This is a genomic window from Dellaglioa sp. CoH-57-MRSF-16 (genome assembly GCF_056782055.1).
Window position 1 is genome coordinate 80,723 of the sequence record NZ_JBXAXZ010000004.1, and the last position, 26,188, is coordinate 106,910.

Below are 26,188 nucleotides of genomic sequence, written 5' to 3' on the forward strand. Positions count from 1 at the left end.
GACAATGACTAAACCAGAAATGTTTATACCGTTGGTAAGTGGATTCGCATTAACGTTTATGTTTATGCCATTATTTATTGGCTATTTTAGAATACGTAAACAAGGGCAAATGATTAGAGAAGAAGGACCAAAATGGCATGAGAAAAAGTCTGGTACACCAACAATGGGTGGATTTGTCTTTAATATTGCTATTATTATTACTGCAATTTGGACAGGTATATGGGCTAATTCTATGACACCAGCGATGATGATTATGATTTTCATCTTATTTTTATATGCTATTTTAGGATTTTGGGATGACAGTATCAAATTATTCAAACGACAAAATGAAGGTTTAAAGCCTTGGCAAAAATTATTGGGTCAAATAGTTGGTGGATTAATCTTCACCGTCGTTTATGTCCATGAACATTTGCCACTTGCAATTAATGTCTTTGGTTTTGGTGAGGTCTCAATCGGTATTCTTTATGCTGTATTCATTATTATTTGGCTTGTTGGATTCTCTAATGCGGTTAATTTAACTGATGGAATTGACGGTCTTGTTTCAGGTCAATCAATTATTGCATTCGGTGCATATGCAGTTGTTGCGCAAGTACAACAACAAAAGGATGTACTTATTTTTTGTTTATCTGTCATTGGCGCATTAATTGCGTTCATTTGGTTTAATCATAAACCAGCTAAAGTTTTCATGGGAGATATGGGATCGTTAGCATTAGGTGGTGCATTAGCAACCGTTTCAATTTTATTACACCAAGAACTATCACTCATTTTTATTGGTATTATATTTGTTTGTGAGACGGCAAGTGTTATTTTACAAGTAGCTTCATTTAAATTAACAGGTAAACGCATATTCAAGATGAGCCCAATTCATCATCATTTTGAAATGAGTGGTTGGAATGAATGGAAAATTGATATTGTCTTTTGGACTATTGGGTTAATTGCTGCGATTTTAACGTTACTAGTCATTTTATAAAGGGAGATTTAATTGGAATGAAAAATATTACGAATTATCAAAATAAAAAGGTTCTAGTTGTAGGTTTAGCAAAGAGTGGCTTGAATGCAGCCAAACTTTTAAAAGATTTAGGCGCATTTGTGACTGTGAATGATCATAAAAATATTGATGATAACCCTGAAGCTAAAGAGCTTTTGGCTGAAGGAATCAAAGTGATTACGGGCGGACACCCACTCTCTTTACTAGATGAGGATTTTGAGTTAGTCGTAAAAAACCCTGGAATTCCATATACAAATTTACTTATTGAAAAGGCAATGGAAAAAGGTTTACCTATTATTACAGAACCAGAGCTTGCTTATGAAATTTCTGAAGCGCCAATGATCGGGGTTACAGGAACGAATGGTAAGACAACTACAACGACGCTGATTTCATTGATGTTAAATCAAGAAAGAAAGCAAGGACGTGCATTTGTCGCTGGAAATATTGGTGTTCCATCTGTTGCCGTAGCAAAAAAGGTAACCAAAAATGATATTATTGTAGCTGAATTATCAAGTTTTCAATTATGTGGCATTGATAAATTGAAACCAGAAATAGCCGTTATTACTAATATTTATGAGGCACATACGGATTACCATAAAACTCGAGAAAATTATGTGAAAGCAAAAATGAGAATAACTGAAAATCAAGATTCTAGTGATTTTCTTGTTGTCAATTGGGATTTAAAAGAACTTCGTGAACTAGCTAAAACAAGTTCTGCTAACATTGTGCCATTTTCTAGATTAGATGAAATTGAAACAGGGGCTTATGTAAAAGACGGAAATATTTACTATCAGAATGAATTCATTATGAAATCGGATGAAGTTAATATTCCTGGTGAACATAATATTGAAAATGCGCTTGCAGCTATCGTAACTGCTAAAATTAAAGGTGTAACAAATACTGCTATTCAAGAAGTATTATCGACATTTACAGGAGTACGCCACCGTACACAGTTTGTTAGCGCATGGCATAATCGCAAATTCTATAATGATTCAAAGGCAACTAATATTGAAGCAACTGAGATGGCTGTAAAAGGATTTTCGAATCCAATTATACTATTAGCTGGTGGATTAGATAGAGGATTTACGTTTGAAAAATTGGTGCCTGTACTTAAAGCACATGTAAAAGCAATGATTGTTTTCGGTGAAACAGCTGATTTAATGCGAAATGCTGGAGAAGCGGCAGGTATTACTCAAATTAAGCAAGTCACTGATGTTGTTGCAGCTGTTCCCGAAGCATATAAATTAAGTGATAACAATGATATTATATTGTTATCCCCAGCAGCAGCTAGTTGGGATCAATATCCTTCATTTGAAGTACGTGGTGACAAATATATTGAAGCGGTTGAAAAATTAATGCAAGTAGAGGATAAATAAAATGAAAATTATTGTTTCTGGTGGTGGCACTGGCGGGCATATTTACCCTGCGTTGGCCCTTATTGAAGCGCTAAAAGTAAAAGATCCAACGGCTGAATTTTTATATGTTGGGACTGAAAAAGGACTTGAGAGCCGAATCGTTCCAGATAATGGAATTCCATTTAAAACAATTAAAATTCAAGGATTTAAAAGATCGTTATCAGTAGAAAATATTAAGACAGTCCAACTATTTTTAAAAAGTGTGAAAGACGCAAAGAAAATGATTAAAGAATTTAAACCAGACATTGTTATTGGAACAGGCGGTTACGTATGTGGTGCAGTGGTTTATGCTGCTGCTCGATTACATATTCCAACTATTGTTCATGAACAAAATAGTGTTGCAGGTGTAACAAATAAATTTTTGAGCCACTTTGTTGATAAAGTAGCTATTTCTTTTGAATCAGTTGCAGATCAATTTCCTAAGAAAAAAGTTGTTTTCACAGGGAATCCCCGCGCACAACAGGTTGTAAATGAAACAGAAATTGAAGCATTATCGCAATATGGATTATTAGATGATGTACCAACGATGTTAGTTTTTGGTGGTTCAAGAGGAGCTGCGAAAATTAATCAAGCAATGGTTGAAGCAATTCCTGAATTAAATAAAAAACCATATCAAATTTTATTTGTTACAGGTAACGTTCACTACGATAAAATTATGAATGATTTAAACGGGATAGAATTAAATAAAAATATTGTGATAAAACCATATTTAAATAATATGCCTAATTTATTAAGCCATATTTCTGTCATTTTAGGACGTGCTGGTGCAACAAGTATAGCAGAAATAACTGCACTTGGATTACCATCTATTTTGGTGCCTAGCCCTTATGTTACAAATAATCATCAAGTAAAAAATGCAATGAGTCTAGTTGATAATAATGCAGCTAAGCTTATTACTGAGGATAAGTTAACGGGATCAAAATTGGTCATGGTTTCAGATGAAATGATGCTCAATACTGATGTGAGAAGACAGATGGCTAATAATTCACGTAAAATGGGTGTGCCCAATGCTGCAGATAATCTAATTAAGGTTATGGAAGATTTAATCAAAATTAAAGAATAAGTTAGGAGGCCAAATAAGATGTCAAAAAATAAATTCTTAAAAAGAAAAAAAGCTGAATTGACACCTTGGGAGGCCTTACAAGAGAAAAAAAAGAAGAAAAATAAACGATTCGATTTTTTTGGAAACCCCAAAACAATTAGTGACCGATTACCAAAATTAAAAAAATATCAACATCATGCCCTAAAACAAAAATTAATTATTATAATTGGTTCGTTTCTGATTATTGGTTTAATTGCACTATATTTTATTTCACCATTAAGTAAAATACAAAATATTAGTATTTCAGGTGAAAAAACAGTTTCAAAAGTACAAGTAGAAAATGCTAGTAATTTACACATTAATGATCCATTATCCCACGCGTTTTTTAGAAAAAAAGCTATTTTAAAGGATATAAAAAAAGAATTGCCACAGGTGAAGTCACTAACTGTTAGCCATAATAAATGGAATGGTGTTAAACTTTCTATTAATGAATATGATCTTGCAGGATATATTTATAAAAATAAAACATACTATCAATTATTTTTGAATGGGACAATTGGAAGTAAGAAATTTGACCAACCAGTGGGGAATTATCCTACGTATTCTAAGTTTAATCAAACAAATATATTGCAAAAAATGGTTAAACAATATAAAAAAATTCCGATGAAAATCAGAAATGGAATATCAGAAATCGATTATCAACCATCCAAAGTGAATAATCAGCGAATATATATATACATGAATGACAGAAATAAAATTATTGCTAATATTGATAATTTTGCCGATAAAATGGCTTTCTATCCAAGTATCTCATCTAAAATGAAGAAAAAAGGTGTCGTTGATTTAGAAGTGGGTGCATATTCTTATCCATATAATAAGAAAAGTTAACAAAGTTGGTATGGCCTATGGGATATCCTTTCTAAATCAGGTCTTAATGTGGTAAAATATGAGTACTATATCTTATAAAAAATAATATTAAAAGCAAGCTGTAAGGAGGTTCTTTTTCAGATGGGTAACGCAGGTATATATGTGGGGTTAGATATCGGTACGACATCAATTAAAGTTATCGTTTCTGAATACGTTAATGGTCAATTGAACGTAATTGGTATTGGTAATGAACGCTCACAAGGTTTGAATAGGGGAATTGTAGTCGATATTGATAAGGCTGTAATTTCAGTACAAAAAGCTATTAAACAAGCTGAAGAAAAAGCAAATATTCAGATTCACGAAGTACATGTTGGTATTCCTGCTAATTTATTACAAATTATTCCTTGTAACGGCATGATTGCCGTTTCAGATGAATCAAAAGAAATTACAAATGAAGATGTTGTGAATGTTGCGAGTGCAGCATTAGTTCAAAATTTACCACCAGAAAGAGATATCATTGATATTATTGCTGATGAATTTGTAGTTGATGGATTTGATGGCATTAAGGATCCTCGTGGTATGATTGGTGTGAGATTAGAAATGCATGGATCAGTTTATACTGGCCCAAAAACAATTATTCATAATTTAAAAAAATGTGTTGAAAATGCTGGGCTAACTATCAGAGAAACAATCGTGAACCCATTAGCACTTGCATCAGTTGCGATGTCAGATGGCGAAAGAGACTTTGGTACTGTACTTATTGATCTCGGTGGTGGTCAAACGACTGCTTCAGTGATTCATGATCATAAGTTGAAATTTACATACGTGGACCAAGAGGGTGGCGATTTTGTCACGAAAGATATCTCAGTGGTTCTTAATACATCTGTTGAAAATGCTGAAAAATTGAAACGCAATTATGGATTTGCTAATTCTGAGTTAGCATCAGAAGATGATGTTTTCCCAGTTGATGTTGTTGGACAAAGTGAGCCAATCAATATCTCTGAAAAATATTTAGCAGAGATTATTGAAGCAAGAATCTCTCAAATCTTAGATAAAATAAAAAGTTCATTAGATGCTATCAAGGCGTTAGAATTACCAGGTGGCGTTATCTTAACTGGTGGTCTTGCAGCTTTACCAGGAATTACAGAATTAGCATCAGAAATTTTGCAAGTTCAAGTTAAAACCTACGTCCCTGATCAAATGGGATTACGCTATCCTTCATTTGCACAAGCCTTAGGATTGATTAATTATGCAGTCGAGCAAGATGAAGTCACATTATTAGTGAAAAGTGCAATGGGACTTGATATTGATCAATTAAGTTATAGTATTGTTGAACCAGACAACGAAAAACCTAAGAAGCAAGAAGTAAAAAACAAAGTTAAAAAAACTAGAAAACCAAAAACATCAGGGGATCCATTAAAATCAGTTAAAAACTTTTTTAATGAATTTTTCGATTAAATAGGAGGAAGTAAGTAATGGAATTTTCTTTGGACTCAAGTGAAGATAAAGGCGCAGTAATAAAAGTAATTGGTGTCGGTGGCGCTGGTGGTAATGCTGTTAATCGTATGATTGATGAAAATGTTTCAGGTGTTGAGTTTATTGCATTAAATACTGATGTTCAGGCATTGGAAAGCTCAAAGGCAGAAATTAAAATTCAATTGGGTCCTAAATTGACTCGTGGATTAGGTGCTGGTGCAACTCCAGATATTGGTAGTAAAGCTGCACAAGAAAGTGAAGAAGCAATTATCGAAGCTATTGATGGCGCTGATATGATTTTCGTTACTGCTGGAATGGGTGGTGGAACAGGAACAGGAGCTGCTCCTGTTGTAGCTAAAATCGCTAAAGATCAAGGCATTTTAACAGTCGGAATTGTAACACGTCCATTTACATTTGAAGGACCTAAACGTAGCCGTTTTGCTGCTGAAGGAATAGCTAATCTGAGAGATCAAGTTGATACGTTAGTTGTTATTGCTAATAACCGTTTACTTGAAATCATTGACAAGAAGACACCGATGCTTGAAGCATTCCAAGAAACAGATAATGTTTTACGTCAAGGTGTTCAAGGTATTTCTGAATTAATTACATCACCCGGTTTAATTAATTTAGATTTTGCTGATGTTAAAACAGTGATGGCTGATCAAGGAACTGCATTAATGGGAATTGGATCTGCTACTGGTGAAAATAGAACTGCTGAAGCAACAAAAAAAGCAATTTCTTCGCCATTACTCGAAGTTTCAATTGATGGTGCAAAACAAGTTCTACTTAATATCACCGGTGGTGCTGATATGAGTCTTTTCGAAGCGCAAGAAGCTTCTGAAATTATTTCACAAGCTGCAACTGATGAAATTAATATTATTTTTGGAACGTCAATTAATGAAGACCTAGGTGATGAAATCGTCGTAACAGTTATTGCAACTGGTATTGATGATGTTAAAGAAGAAAAAAAAGCCACAGTTCGTACACGAACATTACCAAGAACTGATGCACCTAAAGCAACATTAGCTGAAAAGCAAGAAGATCGTTTTGACGATTGGGATATTATGCACCCATCAAGTCAACCTGAAGAAAAAAAATCAACAGAATTTGAAAATGTTGAAAAACCAAATTTTGATGTCTTTAAGAATGATATCAAAACTGATGATTTAGCAACAAATAATGATGATAGTTTAAGTACACCACCGTTTTTCAGAAAACGACGTAAAGATTAATTAAATGAATCAATGGGGAGGTTACGGATATTATGGCTTTTGAAAAAATTGGTCGTTTTTTTGGGTTAGCTGAAGAAGATGATTTTGAAAATGATGATTACCAAACCGAAGAGTCTATGCGGACTTCGTCATTGAATCAAAGTAATAAAGTCGTTTCGATAAATGGTAAATATAGTCAACCACAAAAAATTAATTTATTTGAACCTAGAATTTATTCTGATGTTAAGGATATTGCAACGCATTTAATGCAAAATCAAGCAATCGTCGTAAATTTTCAAAAAATGGATGAAGTTCAATCTAAACGGATTGTTGATTTCTTGTCCGGAACAATTTTTGCTATTAACGGAACAATTCAAAGAATTGGCGATAATATTTTTCTTTGTACACCAAACTCATTTACTGTTGAAGGAAATATGGCAGATAATATTTTTGAAAAATTCGAATAAAAGAAAAATCGAGGTATACAAATGATTGAGTTTATTACATTTCTAGCTAAAGTGATTACGTGGGCTTTTGATGCTTATGAGCTAGCAATTATCATTTACGTTTTAATGTCATGGTTTCCAGGCGCTTATAATACGCCGGTTGGCCATTTCTTAAGTAAAATTTGTCAACCATACCTTGCATTTTTTGACCGTTTTATCCCGGCAATTGGGGGTATTAGTTTTTCACCAATTATTGCGATAATCGCGCTAAGCTTCATCCAAAATGGGGTTATGGGACTTCTGACTACTTTGATTCGTCTTTATGTTGGAGGCTAATGATATATGAATGATACAATTTACCAACATTTCAGGTCCGACGAAAAAGAAATTATTGATACATTGTCAGATTATATCGAGCAAGCTAAATCAGAGTACAGGGCAGTTCTAACTCATTTTTTAAATCCTAGAGAGGCACATATTGCGACCTATCTATTAGGCCAAAATGACGAAATTAGTTTAAAATTATTTGGTGGCACGAAAGAAGCTGAACGAAAAAGATTACTTTTTTATCCAGCGTATTTCGATGTTCAAGATAGTGATTTTGATTTACAACTTATTGAAATTAAGTATCCAATAAAATTTGCTACCTTAAAACATGGACAAATTTTGGGAACTTTGGCTAATGCGGGATTAGATAGAGAAGTACTTGGTGATATTTTAACAGATGGTCAGCAATGGCAGGTTGTTGTTGAAAAAAAGATGGCTAATTATTTGATTAGTCAAGTTGATCGTATTGGTAAAATTAAGGTATCACTTGAAGAGATTCCTTTTTCACAAACGGTGAGTGTCACAGATGAGTGGCAATCGCAAAATGAATTAGTTTCATCGTTACGAATCGATTCAGTCATATCAGCTGTTTATAATATGTCTCGACAAAACGCCAAAAATTTAGTTAATTCTGAAAAAGTTAGTTTAAATTGGCAAGTTATTAATAAGCCTGATTATGAATTAGCAGAGTTTGATGTTTTGTCAATTCGTGGTTTTGGACGAATCAAGTTAGATTTTATTGCAGGTATGACTAGAAAAGATAAATATAAATTAGAGTTATCAATATTAAAAAAATAAATTTTGAAGGACGTGCAAAATGACTTTAAGTCCATTAGATATTCATAATAAAGAATTTAACGTAAAATTACGAGGCTATGATCAAGACCAGGTTAATGATTTTCTAGATAAAATTATTAAAGATTATGAAATAACGTTAAAAGAAAATGAAAATTTAACTGAAGAAGTTAAAACTAGTAATGAAAAGTTAGAATACTTTAATGATTTAAAAGATTCTTTAAATCAATCAATTATTGTTGCTCAAGAAGCTGCTGATCGCGTTAAGGTTAATGCTAAGCGTGAATCTGAAATTATTAATAAAGAATCACAAAAGCAAGGTCATGATATTATTGATGAAGCGAATGAAAAAGCTAAACATATTATTGATATGGCTTCAGAAAAAGCTAAAAAATTAGCTGTTGAGACTGATGACTTGAAGAAACAAGCACGTATTTTCCGTCAACGTTTAAAAGTTATGATGGAATCACAATTAGAAGTTGTTAAAAGTTCTGATTGGGACGAAATTTTAAAACAAGGCGAGACAAGCACATATTCTGAAATTCAAGACGTTTTAAAACGTGAAGAAGACAAAGAAAAACGTGAAGCCAAAGAAATAAAAGAATCAGTTAATAATAATGACGATATTGTTGTTACAGAAATTATTGCTGAATCAGATGCAAATGAAGATTCTGAGCAAAATGATCAAGATACAATGGTCATTTTCCCAGATAATAAATAAATTTGAGAATAACAATTATATGATACATTTTTAGCGAGTCGATGATAGTGGAAGGTCGATAATAAGTATTATATAATTTATCATCTCAACGATTTCATTAAACTGAAATGATCAAGTAAGTTTAATCGGCTTCATCTCCGTTATCACGATGATTGAGTGAAATTTAACGTTATATAATGTTAAGTTTCTAAATTTGGGTGGTAACACGAAGACTTCGTCCCTTGTAACGGAGTCTTTTTGTGTATAATGAAATAAAATAACTTTTAAAAGGAGTTTATAATATGAAAATGAAAGAAACCTTAAACTTAGGTAAGACAGAATTTCCAATGCGTGGAAATTTACCAGTTAAAGAAGCAGAGCGTGAAGATGCATGGAGACAAAACGGTGTTTATGAACTAAGACAAAAGTTAAATGAAAAGAAACCAAGTTTCATTTTACATGATGGACCTCCATACGCTAATGGTAATATCCATATGGGACATGCTTTAAATAAGATTACGAAGGATATTATCGTTCGTTCAAAATCAATGATGGGCTTCAGATCACCTTTTGTTCCTGGCTGGGATACTCATGGCCTTCCTATTGAACAACAATTGGTTAAACAAGGTGTTGATCGTAAAACCATGTCAAAAGCTGATTTTCGTGAATTATGTGAAAAATATGCTTTGGAGCAAGTTAATTTGCAACGCGAAGATTTTAAACGTTTAGGCGTTGCAGCTGAATGGGATAGCCCATACATGACTTTACAACCTGAATTTGAAGCTGAAGAAATCAGAATGTTTGGTGAAATGGCTGAAAAAGGTTACATCTATAAAGGTAAAAAACCAATTTATTGGTCACCATCGTCTGAATCAGCATTAGCTGAAGCAGAGATTGAATACCACGATATTAAATCACCATCAATGTATATTACATTTGATGTAGTTGATGGGAAAGATATTTTAGATACAGATACAAAAATGATTATCTGGACAACAACACCATGGACAATTCCAGCTAATTATGGTGTCGCTGTACATCCTGATTATAAATATATCCAAATTAATGCTGATGGGAAAAAATATGTTGTCGCTGAAGAACGTTTAAATATTTTAAAAGAAGAATTTGATTGGGAAAATGTTGAAGTATTAAAAGAATTTTCTGGTCGCGATATGGAATATATGACAGTGCAACATCCATTATATGATCGTACATCATTAGTTATTCTAGGTTACCATGTTACTTTAGATTCTGGTACAGGACTTGTTCATACTGCTCCAGGACATGGTGAAGATGATTTTATTGCTGGACAAAAGTATAAATTACCCGTTGTATCTGTTTTAGATGAAAAAGGTGTCATGAATGAAGATGCGCCTGGATTTGAAGGGATATTTTATGATAAAGCTAATCCATTAGTAACTGATGAATTGAAAGAGAATGGTCATTTACTTAAACTTTCATTCTTTACGCATAGTTATCCACATGATTGGCGTACAAAAAAACCTGTTGTTTTCCGTGCAACGGCACAATGGTTTGCATCAGTAGAGATGTTCCGCGATGATATATTAAAAGAAATTGAAAAAGTTGATTTTAAAAACGAATGGGGTAAGGTTCGTCTTTACAATATGATTAGAGATCGTGGCGATTGGGTGATTTCACGTCAACGTGCTTGGGGCGTTCCATTACCTATCTTCTATGCAGAAGATGGGACACCTATCATTACACCAGAAACAATTGAACATGTTGCTCAATTGTTTGAAAAAAATGGATCAAATATTTGGTTCAAAAATGATGCTAAAGCACTACTTCCTGAAGGATTTACAAGTGAACATAGTCCTAATGGTGAATTTACAAAAGAAGAAGATATCATGGATGTTTGGTTTGATTCAGGTTCTTCACATCGTGGAGTGCTAGGTAAACGTGATAATTTAACGTATCCTGCAGATCTATATATGGAAGGTTCAGATCAATATCGTGGATGGTTTAATTCAAGTGTTATTACATCCGTTGCAACTAATGGAATTGCACCATACAAACAGTTGATGTCACAAGGATTTGTACTTGATGATAAAGGACATAAGATGAGTAAATCGCTTGGGAATATCATTTTACCAAGTAAAGTTATTAAACAATCAGGAGCTGAGATTATCCGATTATGGACAGCATCAGCAGATACATCTTCTGATATCGCTGTTTCAATGGATATTTTAAAACAAGTCTCTGAAACATATCGTAAGATTAGAAATACATTTAAATTTATTTTGGCTAATACAACTGACTTTGATCCAAATGAAAATGCAATTGCATTTGATGAATTGGCATCAGCAGATAAGTATATGTTAATTAAATTAAATACATTTTCAAAAGAGGTTTTGGATGATTATGCTGAATATGATTTCTTAGCAATTTACAAAAAAGTGATTACATTTATTTCAAATGACTTATCAGCATTCTATTTAGATATTGCAAAAGATATCGTTTATATTGAAGCTGAAGATAGTTTTGAAAGACGCTCAATGCAAACTGTTCTATACCAGATTGTAACAACAATGGCTAAGTTATTAACACCTATCTTGCCACATACAACTGAAGAAGTTTGGGACTATTTGAAAGAACCAGAAGAATATGTTCAATTAAGTGAAATGCCAGAAGTTGCCCATTTTGATGGTGAAATTAAAATTGTTGAAAATTGGCAAGCATTCATGAAAATTCGTTCATATGTCTTAAAGGCTTTGGAAGATGCGCGTGATGCAAAATTAATTGGGAAATCATTTGAAGCAAAAGTTATTTTATATGTGAATGATTCTGATAAAGAATTACTTAACGTACTTGATACGGATATCCGTCAACAATTGATTGTTTCTGATTTAGAAATTTTATCTATTGATGATGTTCCAGAAGATGCAACTAATTTTGATAACTTAGCTGTTAAAGTTGAAGTAGCTAACGGTGAAGTTTGTCAAAGATGTCGTATGGTTAAGACTGATGTTGGGGAGGATACTGCGTTACCAACGCTCTGTCATCGTTGTGCAACGATTGTTGAACAAGGTTATCCAGAGGCAGTTACAGAAGGTTTTGAAAATTAAATATTTCAAAAAAGGAATAACGTAGAGTTATTCCTTTTTTTGAGTCAAATTGATTACAATCCTAAAAATATAGCGTAATATGTAAGGTATACAATTATAGTGAGAGCAGGTGTTCAATGTGGAATTAGTAAAAGTACATGGATCAGAAAACGATTTTTTTCTTTTAGATCAAACTAAATTAGAGACAGCATTATCAGATGAAAAATTAAAGAATTTAGCAATTCAAATGTGTGATCGAGAATCTGGATTACACGGTGGCTCAGATGGCATTTTAGTCGTTGATAAATCAAGTCATAATGGTGTTCTAGGTCAAATGAGAGTCATCAATGCTGATGGTACAGAGGCTAGTATGTGTGGAAACGGTTTAAGAACTGTTGGGCGCTATTTAGAAACTAAATTTGGACAAACAGAATTTAAAGTTGAGACAATGCATGCTGATTTAGATGTTAAGAAAGCACCAAATCTTCAGGCAGGCGTTGCAGCTTACAATGTCGAAATTTCACCTGTTAGTTTTGAGTCACAAACGTTACCAATGTTTTTACAAAGACAAACATTGGTAGATGAAATTATTCCTGAATTTTCACAAACGTTAAAGTTTTCAGCTGTCTCGGTACCAAATCCGCATTTAATTACTTTTGTTGATCATACAACGTTACAAGGACCGGAACTTGAAAGAATTGCAACTTATTTAAACGGTGAAAATCCGTATTTTCCAGATGGTGTTAACGTTAGTTTTGTTGAAAAATTAGATAATAAATCAATTTTTGTTAGAACTTATGAACGCGGAGTTGGGTTTACTAATGCGTGTGGAACAGCAATGTCTGCTTCAAGTTTAATGTTTGTTCTGTTAAGTGAAGGTAAAGTGCCATTTGGAACTGAAATTAATGTAAAAAATCCTGGTGGTATGGTTAAAACTGTTGTGCATCAAGATGAGAGTGGCAATTACTGGATGTCTCTAATTGGTAATGCAACTAATGTTGCGAATATAACAATTGAGTTAGCTGATGCTCTGAATGGTGATTTTTCTAAGGCCAAATGGATATCAACTAATGAACAGGATGCTTATTTAAAGTTTATATTAAGTATTATGTAATTTTATGGGGGTAAAAGACATAAATGACTGTCTTTTATCCTTTTTTTAATTTAAAATAAAGGGAAACGCTTGAGGAAATTTAATGAAAAAATGGATCATTGGAATTTGTTTAATGCTGATAATAATTGGCTTTGTTATTTTTGGCATTAGTTATTATTTATTTGAATATGCGGAGACACCAACCAATAAGGAATTTATTAATTCAGAACCTAAAAGTGCTGAGTTAAAGAAAGAATACACTTGGTTAAAACAAGTTAAAAAATTAAATTGGCAGATCAAATCTGAAGATAATTTAAAGCTTAAAGCAATTTATGTTCCTGCAGAAAGTAAAACTAATAAAACAATATTTGTTGCTCATGGATTTATGGGAAAGAAAGAAGAAATGGTCCGCTTTATTCATTTTTATCATGACAAAGGCTATAATGTTCTTGCACCAGATGCAAGAGCACATGGCCAAAGTCAAGGTGATTATATTGGTTATGGTTGGTTAGAGAGAAAAGATAATTTACAGTGGCTTGATAAAGTAATTAAATATAAAGGTACAGATTCAAAAATTACTCTATTCGGTGTTAGTATGGGTGGCGCAACGGTTATGATGTTGAGTGGAGAGAAAAAATTGCCTTCACAAGTTAAGGCAATTATTGAAGACTGTGGCTATACAAGTGTGGCTGATGAGTTAACTTATCAGTTGAAACAGATGTATAAGTTACCTAAAATCCCTATTATCCCTATTGCTAGTCTGATATCAAAAGTTAAAGCAGGTTACTCATTTTATGAAGCAAGTTCAATTAAGCAATTAAATCATAATAAGTTACCTGTGTTATTTATTCATGGTAGTGACGATAAATTTGTTCCGACTGAGATGATTTATCAAAATTATGCTGCGACAAGAGGACCTAAAGAAATTTTCATTGCACATGGTGCTAAACATGCTACGTCATTTACAAAAGATAAAGTTGAGTATGAAAAGAAAGTAACTCATTTTTTAAAACAATATTTTAACTAGGAAAAGTAAAATAACGAGGTTAATTAAATGAATTTAGAAGAAAAAGTTTTATCAGAAGAATTAATATTCAAAGGACATGTTATAGAAGTTGTTAATGAGACGGTTAAACTACCAAATGGTGAACAATCAAATAGAGAAATCGTACATCATCATGGTGCTGTAGGTATATTAGCAATAACGGATGAAGAAAAAATTGTTCTAGTTAACCAGTGGAGAGCACCTATTAGGAAGACATCATTAGAAATTCCGGCCGGTAAAATTGATGGCGATGATCATAATTTAATCGAGACTGCAACACGTGAACTGAATGAAGAAACACGCTATGAAGCTAAACATTTAGCTGAAATATATGGGTTTCATTCAGCATTAGGATTTGCGGACGAATATTTAACGCTATTCTATGCGACTGGATTAGAAAATGTAGATAACGAGTTACCTCAGGATATTGATGAATTTTTAAATGTAGTCGAATTGACGTTTAATGAGGTTCAAGCTAAAATTAAATCTGGTGAAATAACTGATGTTAAAACTATTTTAGCGGTTAATCATTGGGAAATTGAACGATTAAAAGGTGAATTACATGGATGATGAAAAAAAGTTATCGAGAAGTGAATATCAGAGATTACAAGAATTAAAGAATGATCCTGAATTTCGACAAAAAGAACGTCAACGAGTTGAAAAGGAATACCAAGATGAACATCCAACAAGAAGCTCATCTTCAGAACAACCAGAAAAAACAAATAAAAAAAGTAAATTAAACCAATTTTTGAATTGGACAATTGTATTTTTAGTTATTGCAATTGTAATTGTATTTTTAGCTTTATTCTTATTACCTTAGATATTAATAAAAAATGGAGGGTAACAACATGATTTACGGTATTTTATGTGCAATGGAGGAAGAAATTCTTTCGCTTAGAAGTCATCTAGAGAATAGAAAAGACAAAGAAATTGGCGGGATTTCATTTTATACAGGCCAAATTAATGGAAAAGAAGTTGTTTTGGTTAGATCTGGTATTGGTAAGGTACAAGCAGGGATGACAACAGCCCTTTTAATTGCAGAATTTGGAGTAACAGCCGTTATTAATTCTGGTTCAGCTGGTGGTATTGGTAATGGACTTAAAATTGGAGATGTGGTCTTAGCCACAGAAGTTGCCTATCATGATGTTGATGCAACAGCTTTTGGATATGAAATTGGTCAATTACCCCAACAACCAACTAAATACTTGGCAGATACAAATTTAAACGATGCAATTAAAAAAGCGGCTCAAGAAAATGATTTAAGTATAAAACCAGGACTAATTGTATCTGGTGATCAATTTATAGCAAGTCAAGCTCAGACAGATGTCATACTTAATCATTTTCCTGATGCTCTTTGTAGTGAAATGGAAAGTGCCGCAGTTGGTCAGGCAGCACACCAATTTGGTATTCCATTCACTATTGTTAGAGCGATGTCAGATGTTGGCGATGAAGAAGCTGGACAAACATTTGATGATTTTATTATTGAAGCTGGTCAAAAATCAGCACGAATGATTCTATCATTATTAAGCTAAATTAAAAGGAGATAAACTAAATTAATGTCAGGAATATACTTAGATAACGCAGCAACCACACCAATGGCAAATGAAGTCGTTGAAGTGATGACAGATATGATGAAGAGCACCTTCGGGAATGCCTCAAGTACACATCAATTTGGACGTTCAGCACGAATGGTGCTTGATGATAGTCGACAAATTATTGCAAATAGTATTCATGCAAAAGAATCAGAAATCATCTTTACAAGTGGTGGTACTGAGAGTGATAATATGGCTATTATGCAAACAGCTATTCAGAGAAAAACATTAGGTAAGCATTTAATCACAACAGCAGTAGAGCACCAGGCTATTTTAAAAACAATGAAATATTTAGAATCAATTGGATTTGAAGTTACTTATTTACCAGTTAATGAAGATGGTGTTATCAATATAGTCGATTTTAAAGAGGCTTTAAGAGATGATACAATTCTTGTTTCAATCATGATGGGTAACAATGAGACGGGAAGTCATATGCCAATTCATGAAGTTGGTGAGATTTTAAAGGATCATCAAGCTTGGTTCCATACGGATGCTGTTCAAGCTTATGGACTACTGGATATAGATGTTAATGAGGATCATATAGATATGTTATCAACATCAGCCCATAAATTGAATGGGCCTAAATTTTTAGGCTTTCTCTATAGAAGAGAATCTATATTTTTCCCTCCCTTTATTAAAGGTGGGGAGCAAGAAGACAAGAGACGAGCAGGGACAGAAAACATACCAGCAATTGCAGGTTTTGCTAAAGCTGTTTCTTTAATCTCAGATGATGAAAAACAAGTACGACAATTAAAGTATCAAGGCTTCAAAAAGCAAATTATAGCGGGATTAGATGATAACCATATTGATTTTGAAATTAATGGGACACTCTCAGATGATAACTTACAACATGTCTTTAATATTTGGATAAAAGGTATTCAAACTGAAGTATTACAGACCCGGTTAGATTTGGCAGGTATTGCTGTTTCTGGTGGCTCTGCATGTACTGCTGGTAATCTCGAACCTTCACATGTATTAATGGCTATGTACGGTGAAAAGAGTCCGAGAGTCACAGAATCTATTCGATTGAGTTTTGGAAAAGATAATACAGCTGAAGAGATAGATACTTTTATAGTACAATTAGTTAGAATAGTTGGTAGATTGAAAAAATAGGGGGAATTTAATAATGGCATTTGAAAAAAGTATTCAACTTTTAGGAGATACAGTAACTTATGAATTGAGTTCTGATGTAAAAAAATATACGTTAAGAGATTTAGGATTTGCAGAAACTAAAGCAGGTAATTTTCAATTGGAGAGATCTTTAGATCCTAATTCACCTTTCAATAAGGGCATTAAAGTTAAAGTTATCGTTGATAAGTCATTAACTGGATTTAAAATGTCAACGACGACTGCTAATGGACTTAAAGCAGTTAATATATTTCATGGTGAAGATAAAAAAGCTGAAACTGAACAATTTGATTATGTGATTGGTCAATTAATTGATAGGGATGTTTTGAAAAAGGTATTGTCAAAATGACAATACCTTTTTTATTATTATTAATAGTATTTTATAAGGGTATATTAACTATGAAGTATTATAAGGATGTTTTTGTATGTACGTTTTTAGATTGAAAAGGTATAATAAAGCGTATTCACTATATTCAATAGGAGATGAAATAATGGATTTATATTTGATGAAAGCAGAATCATTATATAAAATATTGATTAAAAAATTTGAAGTATCTTTTGAAGGGTCTAAGGTAGAATTCTCGTTAGATGATTTGTATAGTTTGGGATTGAAATTAAGAAGTAAGAAGTTAATTTCAGATATTGATTTTGAAAAACTTAGAATAGTTGCAATTACTCATGACATAAATAAGTTAGAAGAAATACACCAATATTTTGATGTATTTAAGAAAGATAAAAATATAACAGAATCTGCTCTGGCACAGATGTTAAAAAAATTATCATTTGAAGCAAAAGATTCTGTAATTGATGCAAGTGATTTTAGTGCTTTTAATGAATATATGCACGTAGAACGAGAAATACAACATAGGTTAGAGAAGATAATTCTTAATAAAATACAGAGAGAAAAAAGTTCTTTAACTTTTATTGTAGGAAATGTAGGAGATGGAAAATCGCATCTATTATCTTACATGAATAATCAATATTTTGATATTTTTAAAAAAAATAAAGTATATATACATAATGATGCAACGGAAAGCATTAATCCTAATTTATCATCTATTGATTCGTTAATGGATATTCTCACAAAGAATAAGAATGAAATTGAAGGTTATAAACATGTTATTATTGCTATTAATTTAGGGGTAGTTAAGAGATTACTTCATAAAATAAAGTCAGATTCGACATTAAGTGAAATTACAATTGCATTGAGTAATATAGAAAAAAATAATCAGGAAAATATAGAAGATAAAAAAGTATCAGTGATTTCATTTTTTAATAATGCAAACTTTGAAATTGATGAGACGGGTGTGAACAGCTTATATTATGATCAAATTTTTAAAAAAATATGTTTAAAAGAAGAAAATAATCCATTTTATAATGCTTACAGAAATGATTTAGAAAATGGCTATGATAAAGTTGAACATATTAATTATGAGCTGTTCTTAAATAAGAAAGTCCAAGAAGCAATTAAATATTTATTGATAAGAATTCAAGTTTCTAATGGTATAATCATCTCCACTCGAGATGTATTGAACTTTATTCACGATATTATTATACCAGCAAAGGAAATTAAAAGTAATTACACATCATATTTACCTTATTTATTATTTGAAAGCCAAAATAAGTCTGAGATATTAAAAGCTATTTATTTTCTTGATCCATCACGAAATTCAAATAAAAAAATTGATGAATTTAATGTTGAGGTATACAACTATGATGATGAGTATGTTGATAAAATTGAAGATAAAATTGAAGATAATGAAAGAGCAATTCAAAAAGTTATAGAATCTGTTGGTAAATTAGATACGGATAGACATAAAATTCGAGTTAACACATTTCTTAGAGTTCAATTTTTATTAGATTATCAAAATGAGTTATTTGATAATGAAAATTATTTTTCTTTTCTAAGTATTCTTTCAAAAAATGTAAGACAAATTAAAGAGTTGGCAAAATTGATACAAAGCAATGTATTACGGTGGAACGGTCAAACTGTAAAAGGATTCGCGTTTATAAATAATTTGAGTTTAAAAACTAGAGTTGCAGTGCCATTAAGATTAAACTATGTAGATTTTGAAATTAACAAGTTTGAAATTAATATGTGTTTTAAAGATACAAGTAATGAAGCTGAATATTTTGTTAAAATAGATTTTGAAGATTATGTGCTATTGACAAAAATTCATAATGGATATGTTATTTCTAATATTGAACGGTCAGAGGCAATGAATTTTAACAATTTTGTATTTAACATATTACTGAATACTAATAACAATGAAACTGTTATTGTTGGTAATATAAATGATGGATATCTATATAAAATAGAGAATAATGGGATTGATTATGAAGTATCAGAGGTGAAAATATAATGTCTATTGAATTAGAAAATTTAAAAAAACATTTGGAAATGGATAAAGGAAAGATAAAAAATAATCATCATAAATCAGGACAATTATTACCGTTTATGACCCGTGAGCCAGAGAGAGCAAAATTTGAAAATGGATTTGCACCAATTATAGGTAATTTAGCAAGGATTAGCATTAACAAAGGTGAGATATCAAAGGATACTAAATCCTTTGATAAGGATATAAGTGATGATTTTGATTTATCTAAAATAGGTAATAAAGATAAATTTTTAAAATTATTTTCTAATTCGGCACTTGATGAAATTTATATTCCCAAGTTGCTGGCGTATAAAAAGTCGAACGAAAAAAAAAGTTCAAGTGGAGAATTAAAGATTGCAGCATTTTTAAATTATACACTTGAGCTAGAGAAAAATAATATGTGGATTGAATTTATAAATAAAAAAGATGAGCACAATCTTTATGAAAAAATTATTATAGAAAATTTACATGAACTAACTAATAATAATATAAAAAAAGAAAAATTTGTTTCAATTGGTGACCAAAGTATATTCTTAGATTATTTTAATCATGATTTGAACAATTTTATGAAAAATACAACATTTTTTATGAAAAATATTGATACATTTTTTAGCTACTATTATTTTTTCATAATTAGTCAAATAATAATGAATATTGGAACCTTCGATGAGTTTAATAAAAAAAATATTTTTTTTGCACTTGATACGGAAAAAATATCAGGTTCAAGACCAACAAATGATAGAGGTTATGCTCAAGTTAAAGAAAACGCAACTGATTTGTTAGTTAACGTTGATTTATTAGATTATTTAAATTTATTAGTTCCTAGTGAAAAATTTTATAGTTTATTTCAGTTAACAGATATAAATTTTGAATATTCAATAGAACTTAGAAATAATTTAAGTGAATTTTTAAATGAGTTTTTGGAGGATGATATAAGCATGTCATCTGAAAATAATATAAAGGATAATATAAAACTTTTAAAATTAAAATTAACAAAAAATTTATCCGACGAAACTAAATCTAGATTTTCTAAATCTTTTGAAGCAATAGCAGTAAAATATTTTGTAAAAAGACGTGGTAGACTTGGAAATGTTTTAAACATGACTGATGATACTGTATTGGTGATTACAGCGGGTATAGTTGGTTCAGAAAAAATGCTTGTTAAAGATGTTATTACCGAAATGAGTAATAGAGGAATTTCATTAGATAATATTTCTAAAAGAAAATTAGTAGAAACATATGAAAAAATGAATATTCTTGAAAAATTAAGCGATAGCGGGGATGCACAATATGTCAAACCAATATTATAAATTTTTAATCGAACGGTTATTTAAATGGTTTAAAACCCAAAATATTAGTGCTGGTAGCAGGTATTATTTGAATTTAGATCAAAATAATGAAGTTGTTAGATTCTATAATGCATTTGAAATGAATGATATTATTTCTACTGAAGATTTTGTAATTGATCAAAAGGACGTGCAGTTCCATGGTAAAGTGGTAAATATAAATGGTGTTAACATATTATTTGTTGCAGCAACAGATAAAATGAACTCAGATTTTTTAGTAACACTTAGAAATAGGGTTAGTTTACAATCTGACATATGGAGAAATACGGCACTTTTTATCGTGTGTACTGAAATTCTTGACAGTATATCGGGTGGAGCCATGAATGTTAGTCACGGAAATGGGCCTTTTTCTGTTGATAAAATTAAACACGATTTAAAAAGTGAAATAGAAAAGTCCGGGTTATCGGACGCTAACCAAGTAGTATTAGAAGAGTTTAAAAAGAATATAATTTTGGAAGATTCAATGAACTTAACATTATTAGATTTTGCCAGTATTTTTTCAATTTTAGAAAAATCAGAGATTACTCCGGATGACTATAAAAATATGGGTTATTTTTATGATACACAAATACAAACGTATGATGCTGATAATATTAAAAAAAGATTAAGAGAAAATAAGCAAGATTTTCAAAAGATTGGTGGTTGGCAAGAATATAATACTGTTGAAGATAAAATAGTTAACTACACGCAAGCAGATTTAGAATCAATGAGTATGTTGAAAGAAAAGGATATTTGGATGGATGTCGATTTTTCAAAAATAAAAAGAGGAAAAGAAAAATTAAAAGAATTAAGAAAAGATACAATTATTTATCAATCAGATAAAATAAATAAAGTTAATCCTGATTTAATTATATATGACCGAAGTAGAGAAAATGGTGAAAATAAAAATTCTGTTAAGTACAAAAACAGATTTATTTTAATATTTAAAAATAATATTAATCATGAAAATAATCAATTGATAATAAAACTTCCTTTTGATGATTCTGTGAAGGCATCAAGAATTAATAAAAGTAAGAGCCATATAATTGATGGGAAATCTGCTGAATTTACTGCAGATGGTAATAATTTAAAAATTATTGTAAACGACTTCAATGTGATGGATATATATGGAATTAAGACCTCATATGAACATTCAAAGGCACAGAAATATACATTTCAAATAATTTATTTACCATTTTCTCAAGACATATTTAATAATATATTATCGAGTTATCGTGTAAAAATAACTAAATCTAAGATGGAGATTCAGTTAGAATACGAAAAAAATTATATAATTGGTGGTACAGATTTTATTGATGAGGTTGATTATGATCAGATTAAATATAATGTAATTCCTATTTCAGATGAAGTGGGTGTAAATATTAATTTTGAAAATATTGATTCAGATGAAAGTGAGAATGAATTTAAGCTAGTTAATGAAGGCATTGAAATACCATTTTCAATTTTAGATAATAGTCAGAAGCCGGTTCCCAGAAGTGGTTTGTTTATAGAAAAAAATAGGCGTAAGGCTAATGAAAGTTTAATTTTTGATGGGGCTAAAATAATTAATGGTACAGAAAAATATTATGTCTTTAGTGAAAATAAGAAGTTGTTGAATTATGAAGTAGATATTATTAAACAACAAATATTGTATGCAAAAATAGATGATTCAATTGTCACTAGTATTGAAGTTCAGATACCTGAACAAATAAGAATAGACTATATTCTTATTTGTAAGCTATTAAAAGAAAGAAATACTATTTTAAGTTTAAGTTATTTTGATCAAGAATTATTGAAAGCTCTTAATAAATATTGTGATGATTTTGATGAAGTAATTAATCAAATCTCCGAAGAAAGACTTACATTGGAATTAAAAGATTTATATAAAATGGGTACAGTAGAAATCGATGGGGAAATAGCTTATACACCTTTACATCCAGTATTGATTAAATATCAACTAGAGTTATTAAAAAGGACAGAATTTCAATCTATACCTGAAAATTTTATTCGAACGTTAAATCCAAGTGGATTAGTTCCATATATATCAAAAAATGGGGGACTATTAAAATCAAATTTTGATGATAGTTCGCCTAGATGGTTATTCTTTAATGAATTTAAAAAATCAAAAATATCAGCGATTTCTAGAAATATTATTACTTCTAGAATGTTAGATTTTTATAAGCATTTTCATTATCTTTTTGAAGTAAGTTCTGATTATGCATTAAATGCTTCAATGCATAATATTAACGATGATAAAACAATATTAAAGAGTACGATTGATTTTATGTTAAAACAGCTTCAAAATACTAAACAAGGGTTTAAATTAGAAAATATGCATCCTGTTAATTTATATATAAATAACGATAAAAAAATTCTTAATCCAATATATGACCAATTTAATCAAATTATAACGGCAGCTGATTTTGAAAATTTATTTTCTGAAAAATTTATGGGAGATAAAATTAATGATTATGCTAATGAAGACGTAATTAAAGTATTAAAATCGCGGATTAATATTTATCATAATTTTGTTAGACAACCATATAGTCATGTTTCATTTTATAAGATGGATGTCGAGAGTAATGCCAATAGTTTTAAATCAGATAAGCTGGAAATGAATTATACTTTAGGCGGTCTAATAAGTGGTAAAAAATATAGTCTTGATAAAAAAATGTTTATACAAGGATTCGGTGTAAATATGGATTCAAAATATTTACATCGGCCATTGATCAAATTTATGTATGATTGGAATGCATTTAGTGTAGCCAACAATGCGGAAACAAATGTTTATCAAGCAGGAATTACGAATGTAAATAACATTCCAAGTTTTGAAAGTGAAGATGGTCATTTTGATGATATATTAACGAATATTATGGAAAATAGTAATTGGGTAACGTTATTGGATCCAGATATCAGTTTGGATTATTTTTCGGAACGTAATGATTTATATATTATTCATTATACAGATCAAAGTAACACTTCAAATTATGAGTCAATAACTTTTACAAACCAAATTGAACAATATAGTTTAATTATCAATGATAAGATAGAAAGATATGACAAAACTATAATTAAAAATAAAGAAACAAGTTTAAATATTATTAAATCATTTAACATTATTAATGGAGAATGGCTTCTAAAAATTATCGGAGATAAAACGAATCACAATATAGTGAGGGAAAAGTTAAGTATTATTTCGGCGTATAAAGAATTAATGGGTATTTTAGAAACTGAGAATATTATTTGGGTGCCCATATCGCTAGAAGAGATATTAAGAGTTTCTGGAATGGTTGGCATGAGCCAAAAAGAAGGATTATTTACAGCAAAAAATCTAGGAATGACAGGAGCTACAAGTGATGATCTGTTATTCATGGGTGTTGAAGTAGGAGAAAATTTAAAAATTCATTTGTTTCCTGTCGAAGTTAAAGTTGGACAGAACCATTCGGATGTTATATCTAAGGCAACGTTGCAGGCGGTTAATACGGCAGAAACAATAAATGAGGCGCTGAGGGATGAAAATAAATTTAAATCCGAATATTACCGTAATTTTTTTATGACAATATATTTAGCTAATCTAAAAAAAATGTTTAATAACAAGTTAATAAATGCAGAACTATATAAAAAAATTCAAGATAATGATGATAAGTTATTGAATAATGATTTTATAATTTCAAATGAATTAAACGAATATTATGGCAAGGCTTTCATTGTTTCATTTGGTGATAGAAATGATAGTCGGAGAATTCTTAGAAAGGAATTAGGCGGTAAGAATATAACTGAAATTAAACTTCCTGAGGGTGACGCATACATTTATGCAAGTAAGGGATTAAATGAAATCATCTCAGAAATTAAAAGTGGAAAATTGGGATTTCCGGAAGAAAGCCTTTTAAAAAATATTTTGCATGATGATAGTTATCAAGAAACTATCGATACTGATAAAGGAAAAAATATTATTATAAACAAAGAATTAGATACAGAGTCAGCTTATGAATATTGTGAAAATAAGGATAAAAAAAATTTTGAAGATAACAACGAAATTAAATCTATAAATAGTATAAATGAAAGTCAAAGTCAATATTCGAATATAAATGAACTTTCTGATTTTGAAATAGAATATCCTGAAAATACATTTTCTGAAAAAACTAGAATTAAATTAGGCGTTAAAAAAGGTAGTGTTGATGAAGCTTATTGGGAGTATGGAAATCCAGGGCTTTCAAATAGGCACATGATTATTACGGGTAAGTCTGGGCAGGGGAAGACTTACTTTGTTCAAACATTACTGTATGAGTTGGCTAATAAAAATATTAATAGTTTGGTAGTTGATTATACTGATGGATTTTTGGAAAATCAATTGGATAAAAATTTTGTTAGCAAAATGAGACATGATAATAAAATTCAATTTCACTTAGTTAAAGCGGGGGATAAATTACCTATAAATCCATTTAATCTTCAAGAAATAGATTATGGTGGTGGAACCTTTATTACTGAAGATGTAAATGATATGGCAGACCGAGTATCTCAAATGTTAGATAACGTTTTTGAGTTAGGCACTCAGCAAAGGTATTCATTGAAAACTGCAATAAGTGATGGTTATGCAAGAAACGGTAAATCATTTACCTTTTTACATTTAAAAAATATATTAAGTGACGAAGATGAATTCAAGGATGGGTTAAAAATAGTAGGTAGACTAGATATGTTATTGAGTTCAAATCCTTTCACTTATACTAAAGATTCCAAAAACTGGGAGTCATATTTAAATAAAGATGGAACTATTCATATTTTTCAATTAAAAGGATTTCAACATGATATACAAAAAGTTATTACTGAATTTGTACTTTGGGATTTGTTTAATTATCTTCAAAGTATTGGAAATACAGAAGAAAATCCAATTCCAGTGGTACTTGATGAAATACAAAATTTAAATTTTAAAGATAACTCTCCAACTGTTAAAATTTTAAAAGAAGGAAGAAAATTCGGTTGGTCAGGAATTTTTGCAACTCAATCTATATCAGCTATTAAGGGTGATATCAGTAGTGTCTATAATGCATCTGAGCAAGTTAATTTTTTACCATTGGAAGACCAAGTTAAACTTATTGCGAACACGCTATCTTTAGATAAAGACAGTAATCAACAATATCAATATCTTTTATCTAATTTACAAAAAGGCGAAAGTATTATTAAAGGGCCTATGCTTAATGGTACCAATCAAGTGGTATCACGAATAGAATCTATTAAAATAAGTGGATTTGATGATCGTATAAACTAAGTAAAGTAAATTATGACACACTAGGGTTG

General features: G+C 30.7%; 21 protein-coding genes. All 21 read left to right on the top strand.

Annotated elements, in window-relative coordinates; genetic code table 11:
- The first annotated feature begins 4 nt into the window (after positions 1–4).
- The 21 genes from mraY to AC1RPH_RS05680 all read left to right on the top strand — a co-directional run bounded on the left by mraY (position 5) and on the right by AC1RPH_RS05680 (position 26,159).
- Positions 5–970: a phospho-N-acetylmuramoyl-pentapeptide-transferase gene (gene mraY, locus AC1RPH_RS05580; protein WP_409022368.1), complete on the top strand. Its 966-nt coding sequence runs from the start codon at positions 5–7 to the stop codon at positions 968–970.
- A 17-nt stretch (positions 971–987) separates the two neighbouring features.
- Positions 988–2,364, top strand: a complete 1,377-nt coding sequence (gene murD, locus AC1RPH_RS05585; RefSeq protein WP_481761680.1) for a UDP-N-acetylmuramoyl-L-alanine--D-glutamate ligase — start codon at positions 988–990, stop codon at positions 2,362–2,364.
- 1 nt (position 2,365) lies between these two features.
- A complete protein-coding gene (gene murG, locus AC1RPH_RS05590) occupies positions 2,366–3,466 on the top strand; it encodes an undecaprenyldiphospho-muramoylpentapeptide beta-N-acetylglucosaminyltransferase (protein WP_409022370.1) in 1,101 nt (366 codons plus the stop codon).
- Between the two features lie 18 nt (positions 3,467–3,484).
- Positions 3,485–4,333, top strand: coding sequence for a cell division protein FtsQ/DivIB (locus AC1RPH_RS05595; RefSeq protein ID WP_409022371.1), 849 nt, complete (start codon positions 3,485–3,487; stop codon positions 4,331–4,333).
- Between the two features lie 120 nt (positions 4,334–4,453).
- On the top strand, positions 4,454–5,770 hold the full coding sequence (gene ftsA, locus AC1RPH_RS05600) for a cell division protein FtsA (RefSeq protein WP_481761681.1): 1,317 nt from the start codon (positions 4,454–4,456) through the stop codon (positions 5,768–5,770).
- A gap of 17 nt (positions 5,771–5,787) precedes the next feature.
- Complete coding sequence (ftsZ, locus tag AC1RPH_RS05605) at positions 5,788–7,020, top strand: cell division protein FtsZ (protein WP_481761682.1); 1,233 nt, start codon at positions 5,788–5,790, stop codon at positions 7,018–7,020.
- A gap of 32 nt (positions 7,021–7,052) precedes the next feature.
- On the top strand, positions 7,053–7,466 hold the full coding sequence (locus tag AC1RPH_RS05610; protein ID WP_481761683.1) for a cell division protein SepF: 414 nt from the start codon (positions 7,053–7,055) through the stop codon (positions 7,464–7,466).
- A 21-nt stretch (positions 7,467–7,487) separates the two neighbouring features.
- Entirely contained in the window at positions 7,488–7,781 is a 294-nt protein-coding gene (locus AC1RPH_RS05615) for a YggT family protein (RefSeq protein WP_409022375.1), read from the top strand.
- 6 nt (positions 7,782–7,787) lie between these two features.
- On the top strand, positions 7,788–8,570 hold the full coding sequence (locus tag AC1RPH_RS05620; RefSeq protein WP_481761684.1) for a YlmH family RNA-binding protein: 783 nt from the start codon (positions 7,788–7,790) through the stop codon (positions 8,568–8,570).
- Between the two features lie 19 nt (positions 8,571–8,589).
- On the top strand, positions 8,590–9,288 hold the full coding sequence (locus tag AC1RPH_RS05625) for a DivIVA domain-containing protein (RefSeq protein ID WP_409022377.1): 699 nt from the start codon (positions 8,590–8,592) through the stop codon (positions 9,286–9,288).
- Positions 9,289–9,569: 281 nt separating this feature from the next.
- Positions 9,570–12,353, top strand: a complete 2,784-nt coding sequence (gene ileS, locus AC1RPH_RS05630) for an isoleucine--tRNA ligase (protein ID WP_481761685.1) — start codon at positions 9,570–9,572, stop codon at positions 12,351–12,353.
- A gap of 118 nt (positions 12,354–12,471) precedes the next feature.
- The gene (dapF, locus tag AC1RPH_RS05635) at positions 12,472–13,446 is read left to right on the top strand and encodes a diaminopimelate epimerase (RefSeq protein WP_481761686.1); all 975 of its coding nucleotides are present in this window, start codon (positions 12,472–12,474) and stop codon (positions 13,444–13,446) included.
- Between the two features lie 82 nt (positions 13,447–13,528).
- Entirely contained in the window at positions 13,529–14,452 is a 924-nt protein-coding gene (locus AC1RPH_RS05640) for an alpha/beta hydrolase (RefSeq protein WP_481761687.1), read from the top strand.
- A 27-nt stretch (positions 14,453–14,479) separates the two neighbouring features.
- A complete protein-coding gene (locus AC1RPH_RS05645; RefSeq protein ID WP_481761688.1) occupies positions 14,480–15,040 on the top strand; it encodes an NUDIX domain-containing protein in 561 nt (186 codons plus the stop codon).
- Entirely contained in the window at positions 15,033–15,290 is a 258-nt protein-coding gene (locus AC1RPH_RS05650; protein WP_481761689.1) for a DUF1328 domain-containing protein, read from the top strand. Before AC1RPH_RS05645 ends, AC1RPH_RS05650 begins: the two co-directional genes overlap by 8 nt.
- 28 nt (positions 15,291–15,318) lie before the next feature.
- Positions 15,319–16,002 carry a 5'-methylthioadenosine/adenosylhomocysteine nucleosidase gene (locus AC1RPH_RS05655; RefSeq protein WP_481761690.1) on the top strand — a complete coding sequence of 228 codons (684 nt, stop codon included), beginning with the start codon at positions 15,319–15,321 and terminating at the stop codon, positions 16,000–16,002.
- Between the two features lie 24 nt (positions 16,003–16,026).
- The gene (locus tag AC1RPH_RS05660; RefSeq protein WP_481761691.1) at positions 16,027–17,175 is read left to right on the top strand and encodes a cysteine desulfurase family protein; all 1,149 of its coding nucleotides are present in this window, start codon (positions 16,027–16,029) and stop codon (positions 17,173–17,175) included.
- A 13-nt stretch (positions 17,176–17,188) separates the two neighbouring features.
- On the top strand, positions 17,189–17,539 hold the full coding sequence (locus AC1RPH_RS05665; protein ID WP_481761692.1) for a DUF1831 domain-containing protein: 351 nt from the start codon (positions 17,189–17,191) through the stop codon (positions 17,537–17,539).
- Positions 17,540–17,681: 142 nt separating this feature from the next.
- Entirely contained in the window at positions 17,682–19,553 is a 1,872-nt protein-coding gene (gene dptF, locus AC1RPH_RS05670; RefSeq protein ID WP_481761693.1) for a DNA phosphorothioation-dependent restriction protein DptF, read from the top strand.
- Complete coding sequence (dptG, locus tag AC1RPH_RS05675) at positions 19,553–20,878, top strand: DNA phosphorothioation-dependent restriction protein DptG (protein ID WP_481761694.1); 1,326 nt, start codon at positions 19,553–19,555, stop codon at positions 20,876–20,878. Before dptF ends, dptG begins: the two co-directional genes overlap by 1 nt.
- Complete coding sequence (locus AC1RPH_RS05680) at positions 20,859–26,159, top strand: helicase HerA domain-containing protein (protein WP_481761695.1); 5,301 nt, start codon at positions 20,859–20,861, stop codon at positions 26,157–26,159. The genes dptG and AC1RPH_RS05680 overlap by 20 nt, the downstream gene beginning before the upstream one ends.
- Positions 26,160–26,188: the final 29 nt, after the last annotated feature.

Coding starts and splice junctions, on each gene's coding strand:
- dptG (WP_481761694.1), top strand. CDS start 19,553: ATGTCTATTGAATTAGAAAATTTAAAAAAACATTTGGAAATGGATAAA.
- AC1RPH_RS05650 (WP_481761689.1), top strand. CDS start 15,033: ATGGATGATGAAAAAAAGTTATCGAGAAGTGAATATCAGAGATTACAA.
- ftsA (WP_481761681.1), top strand. CDS start 4,454: ATGGGTAACGCAGGTATATATGTGGGGTTAGATATCGGTACGACATCA.
- AC1RPH_RS05645 (WP_481761688.1), top strand. CDS start 14,480: ATGAATTTAGAAGAAAAAGTTTTATCAGAAGAATTAATATTCAAAGGA.
- AC1RPH_RS05665 (WP_481761692.1), top strand. CDS start 17,189: ATGGCATTTGAAAAAAGTATTCAACTTTTAGGAGATACAGTAACTTAT.
- AC1RPH_RS05640 (WP_481761687.1), top strand. CDS start 13,529: ATGAAAAAATGGATCATTGGAATTTGTTTAATGCTGATAATAATTGGC.
- AC1RPH_RS05595 (WP_409022371.1), top strand. CDS start 3,485: ATGTCAAAAAATAAATTCTTAAAAAGAAAAAAAGCTGAATTGACACCT.
- AC1RPH_RS05615 (WP_409022375.1), top strand. CDS start 7,488: ATGATTGAGTTTATTACATTTCTAGCTAAAGTGATTACGTGGGCTTTT.
- dptF (WP_481761693.1), top strand. CDS start 17,682: ATGGATTTATATTTGATGAAAGCAGAATCATTATATAAAATATTGATT.
- AC1RPH_RS05620 (WP_481761684.1), top strand. CDS start 7,788: ATGAATGATACAATTTACCAACATTTCAGGTCCGACGAAAAAGAAATT.
- murG (WP_409022370.1), top strand. CDS start 2,366: ATGAAAATTATTGTTTCTGGTGGTGGCACTGGCGGGCATATTTACCCT.
- AC1RPH_RS05625 (WP_409022377.1), top strand. CDS start 8,590: ATGACTTTAAGTCCATTAGATATTCATAATAAAGAATTTAACGTAAAA.
- AC1RPH_RS05660 (WP_481761691.1), top strand. CDS start 16,027: ATGTCAGGAATATACTTAGATAACGCAGCAACCACACCAATGGCAAAT.
- AC1RPH_RS05610 (WP_481761683.1), top strand. CDS start 7,053: ATGGCTTTTGAAAAAATTGGTCGTTTTTTTGGGTTAGCTGAAGAAGAT.
- AC1RPH_RS05655 (WP_481761690.1), top strand. CDS start 15,319: ATGATTTACGGTATTTTATGTGCAATGGAGGAAGAAATTCTTTCGCTT.
- ileS (WP_481761685.1), top strand. CDS start 9,570: ATGAAAATGAAAGAAACCTTAAACTTAGGTAAGACAGAATTTCCAATG.
- AC1RPH_RS05680 (WP_481761695.1), top strand. CDS start 20,859: ATGTCAAACCAATATTATAAATTTTTAATCGAACGGTTATTTAAATGG.
- ftsZ (WP_481761682.1), top strand. CDS start 5,788: ATGGAATTTTCTTTGGACTCAAGTGAAGATAAAGGCGCAGTAATAAAA.
- mraY (WP_409022368.1), top strand. CDS start 5: ATGACTAAACCAGAAATGTTTATACCGTTGGTAAGTGGATTCGCATTA.
- murD (WP_481761680.1), top strand. CDS start 988: ATGAAAAATATTACGAATTATCAAAATAAAAAGGTTCTAGTTGTAGGT.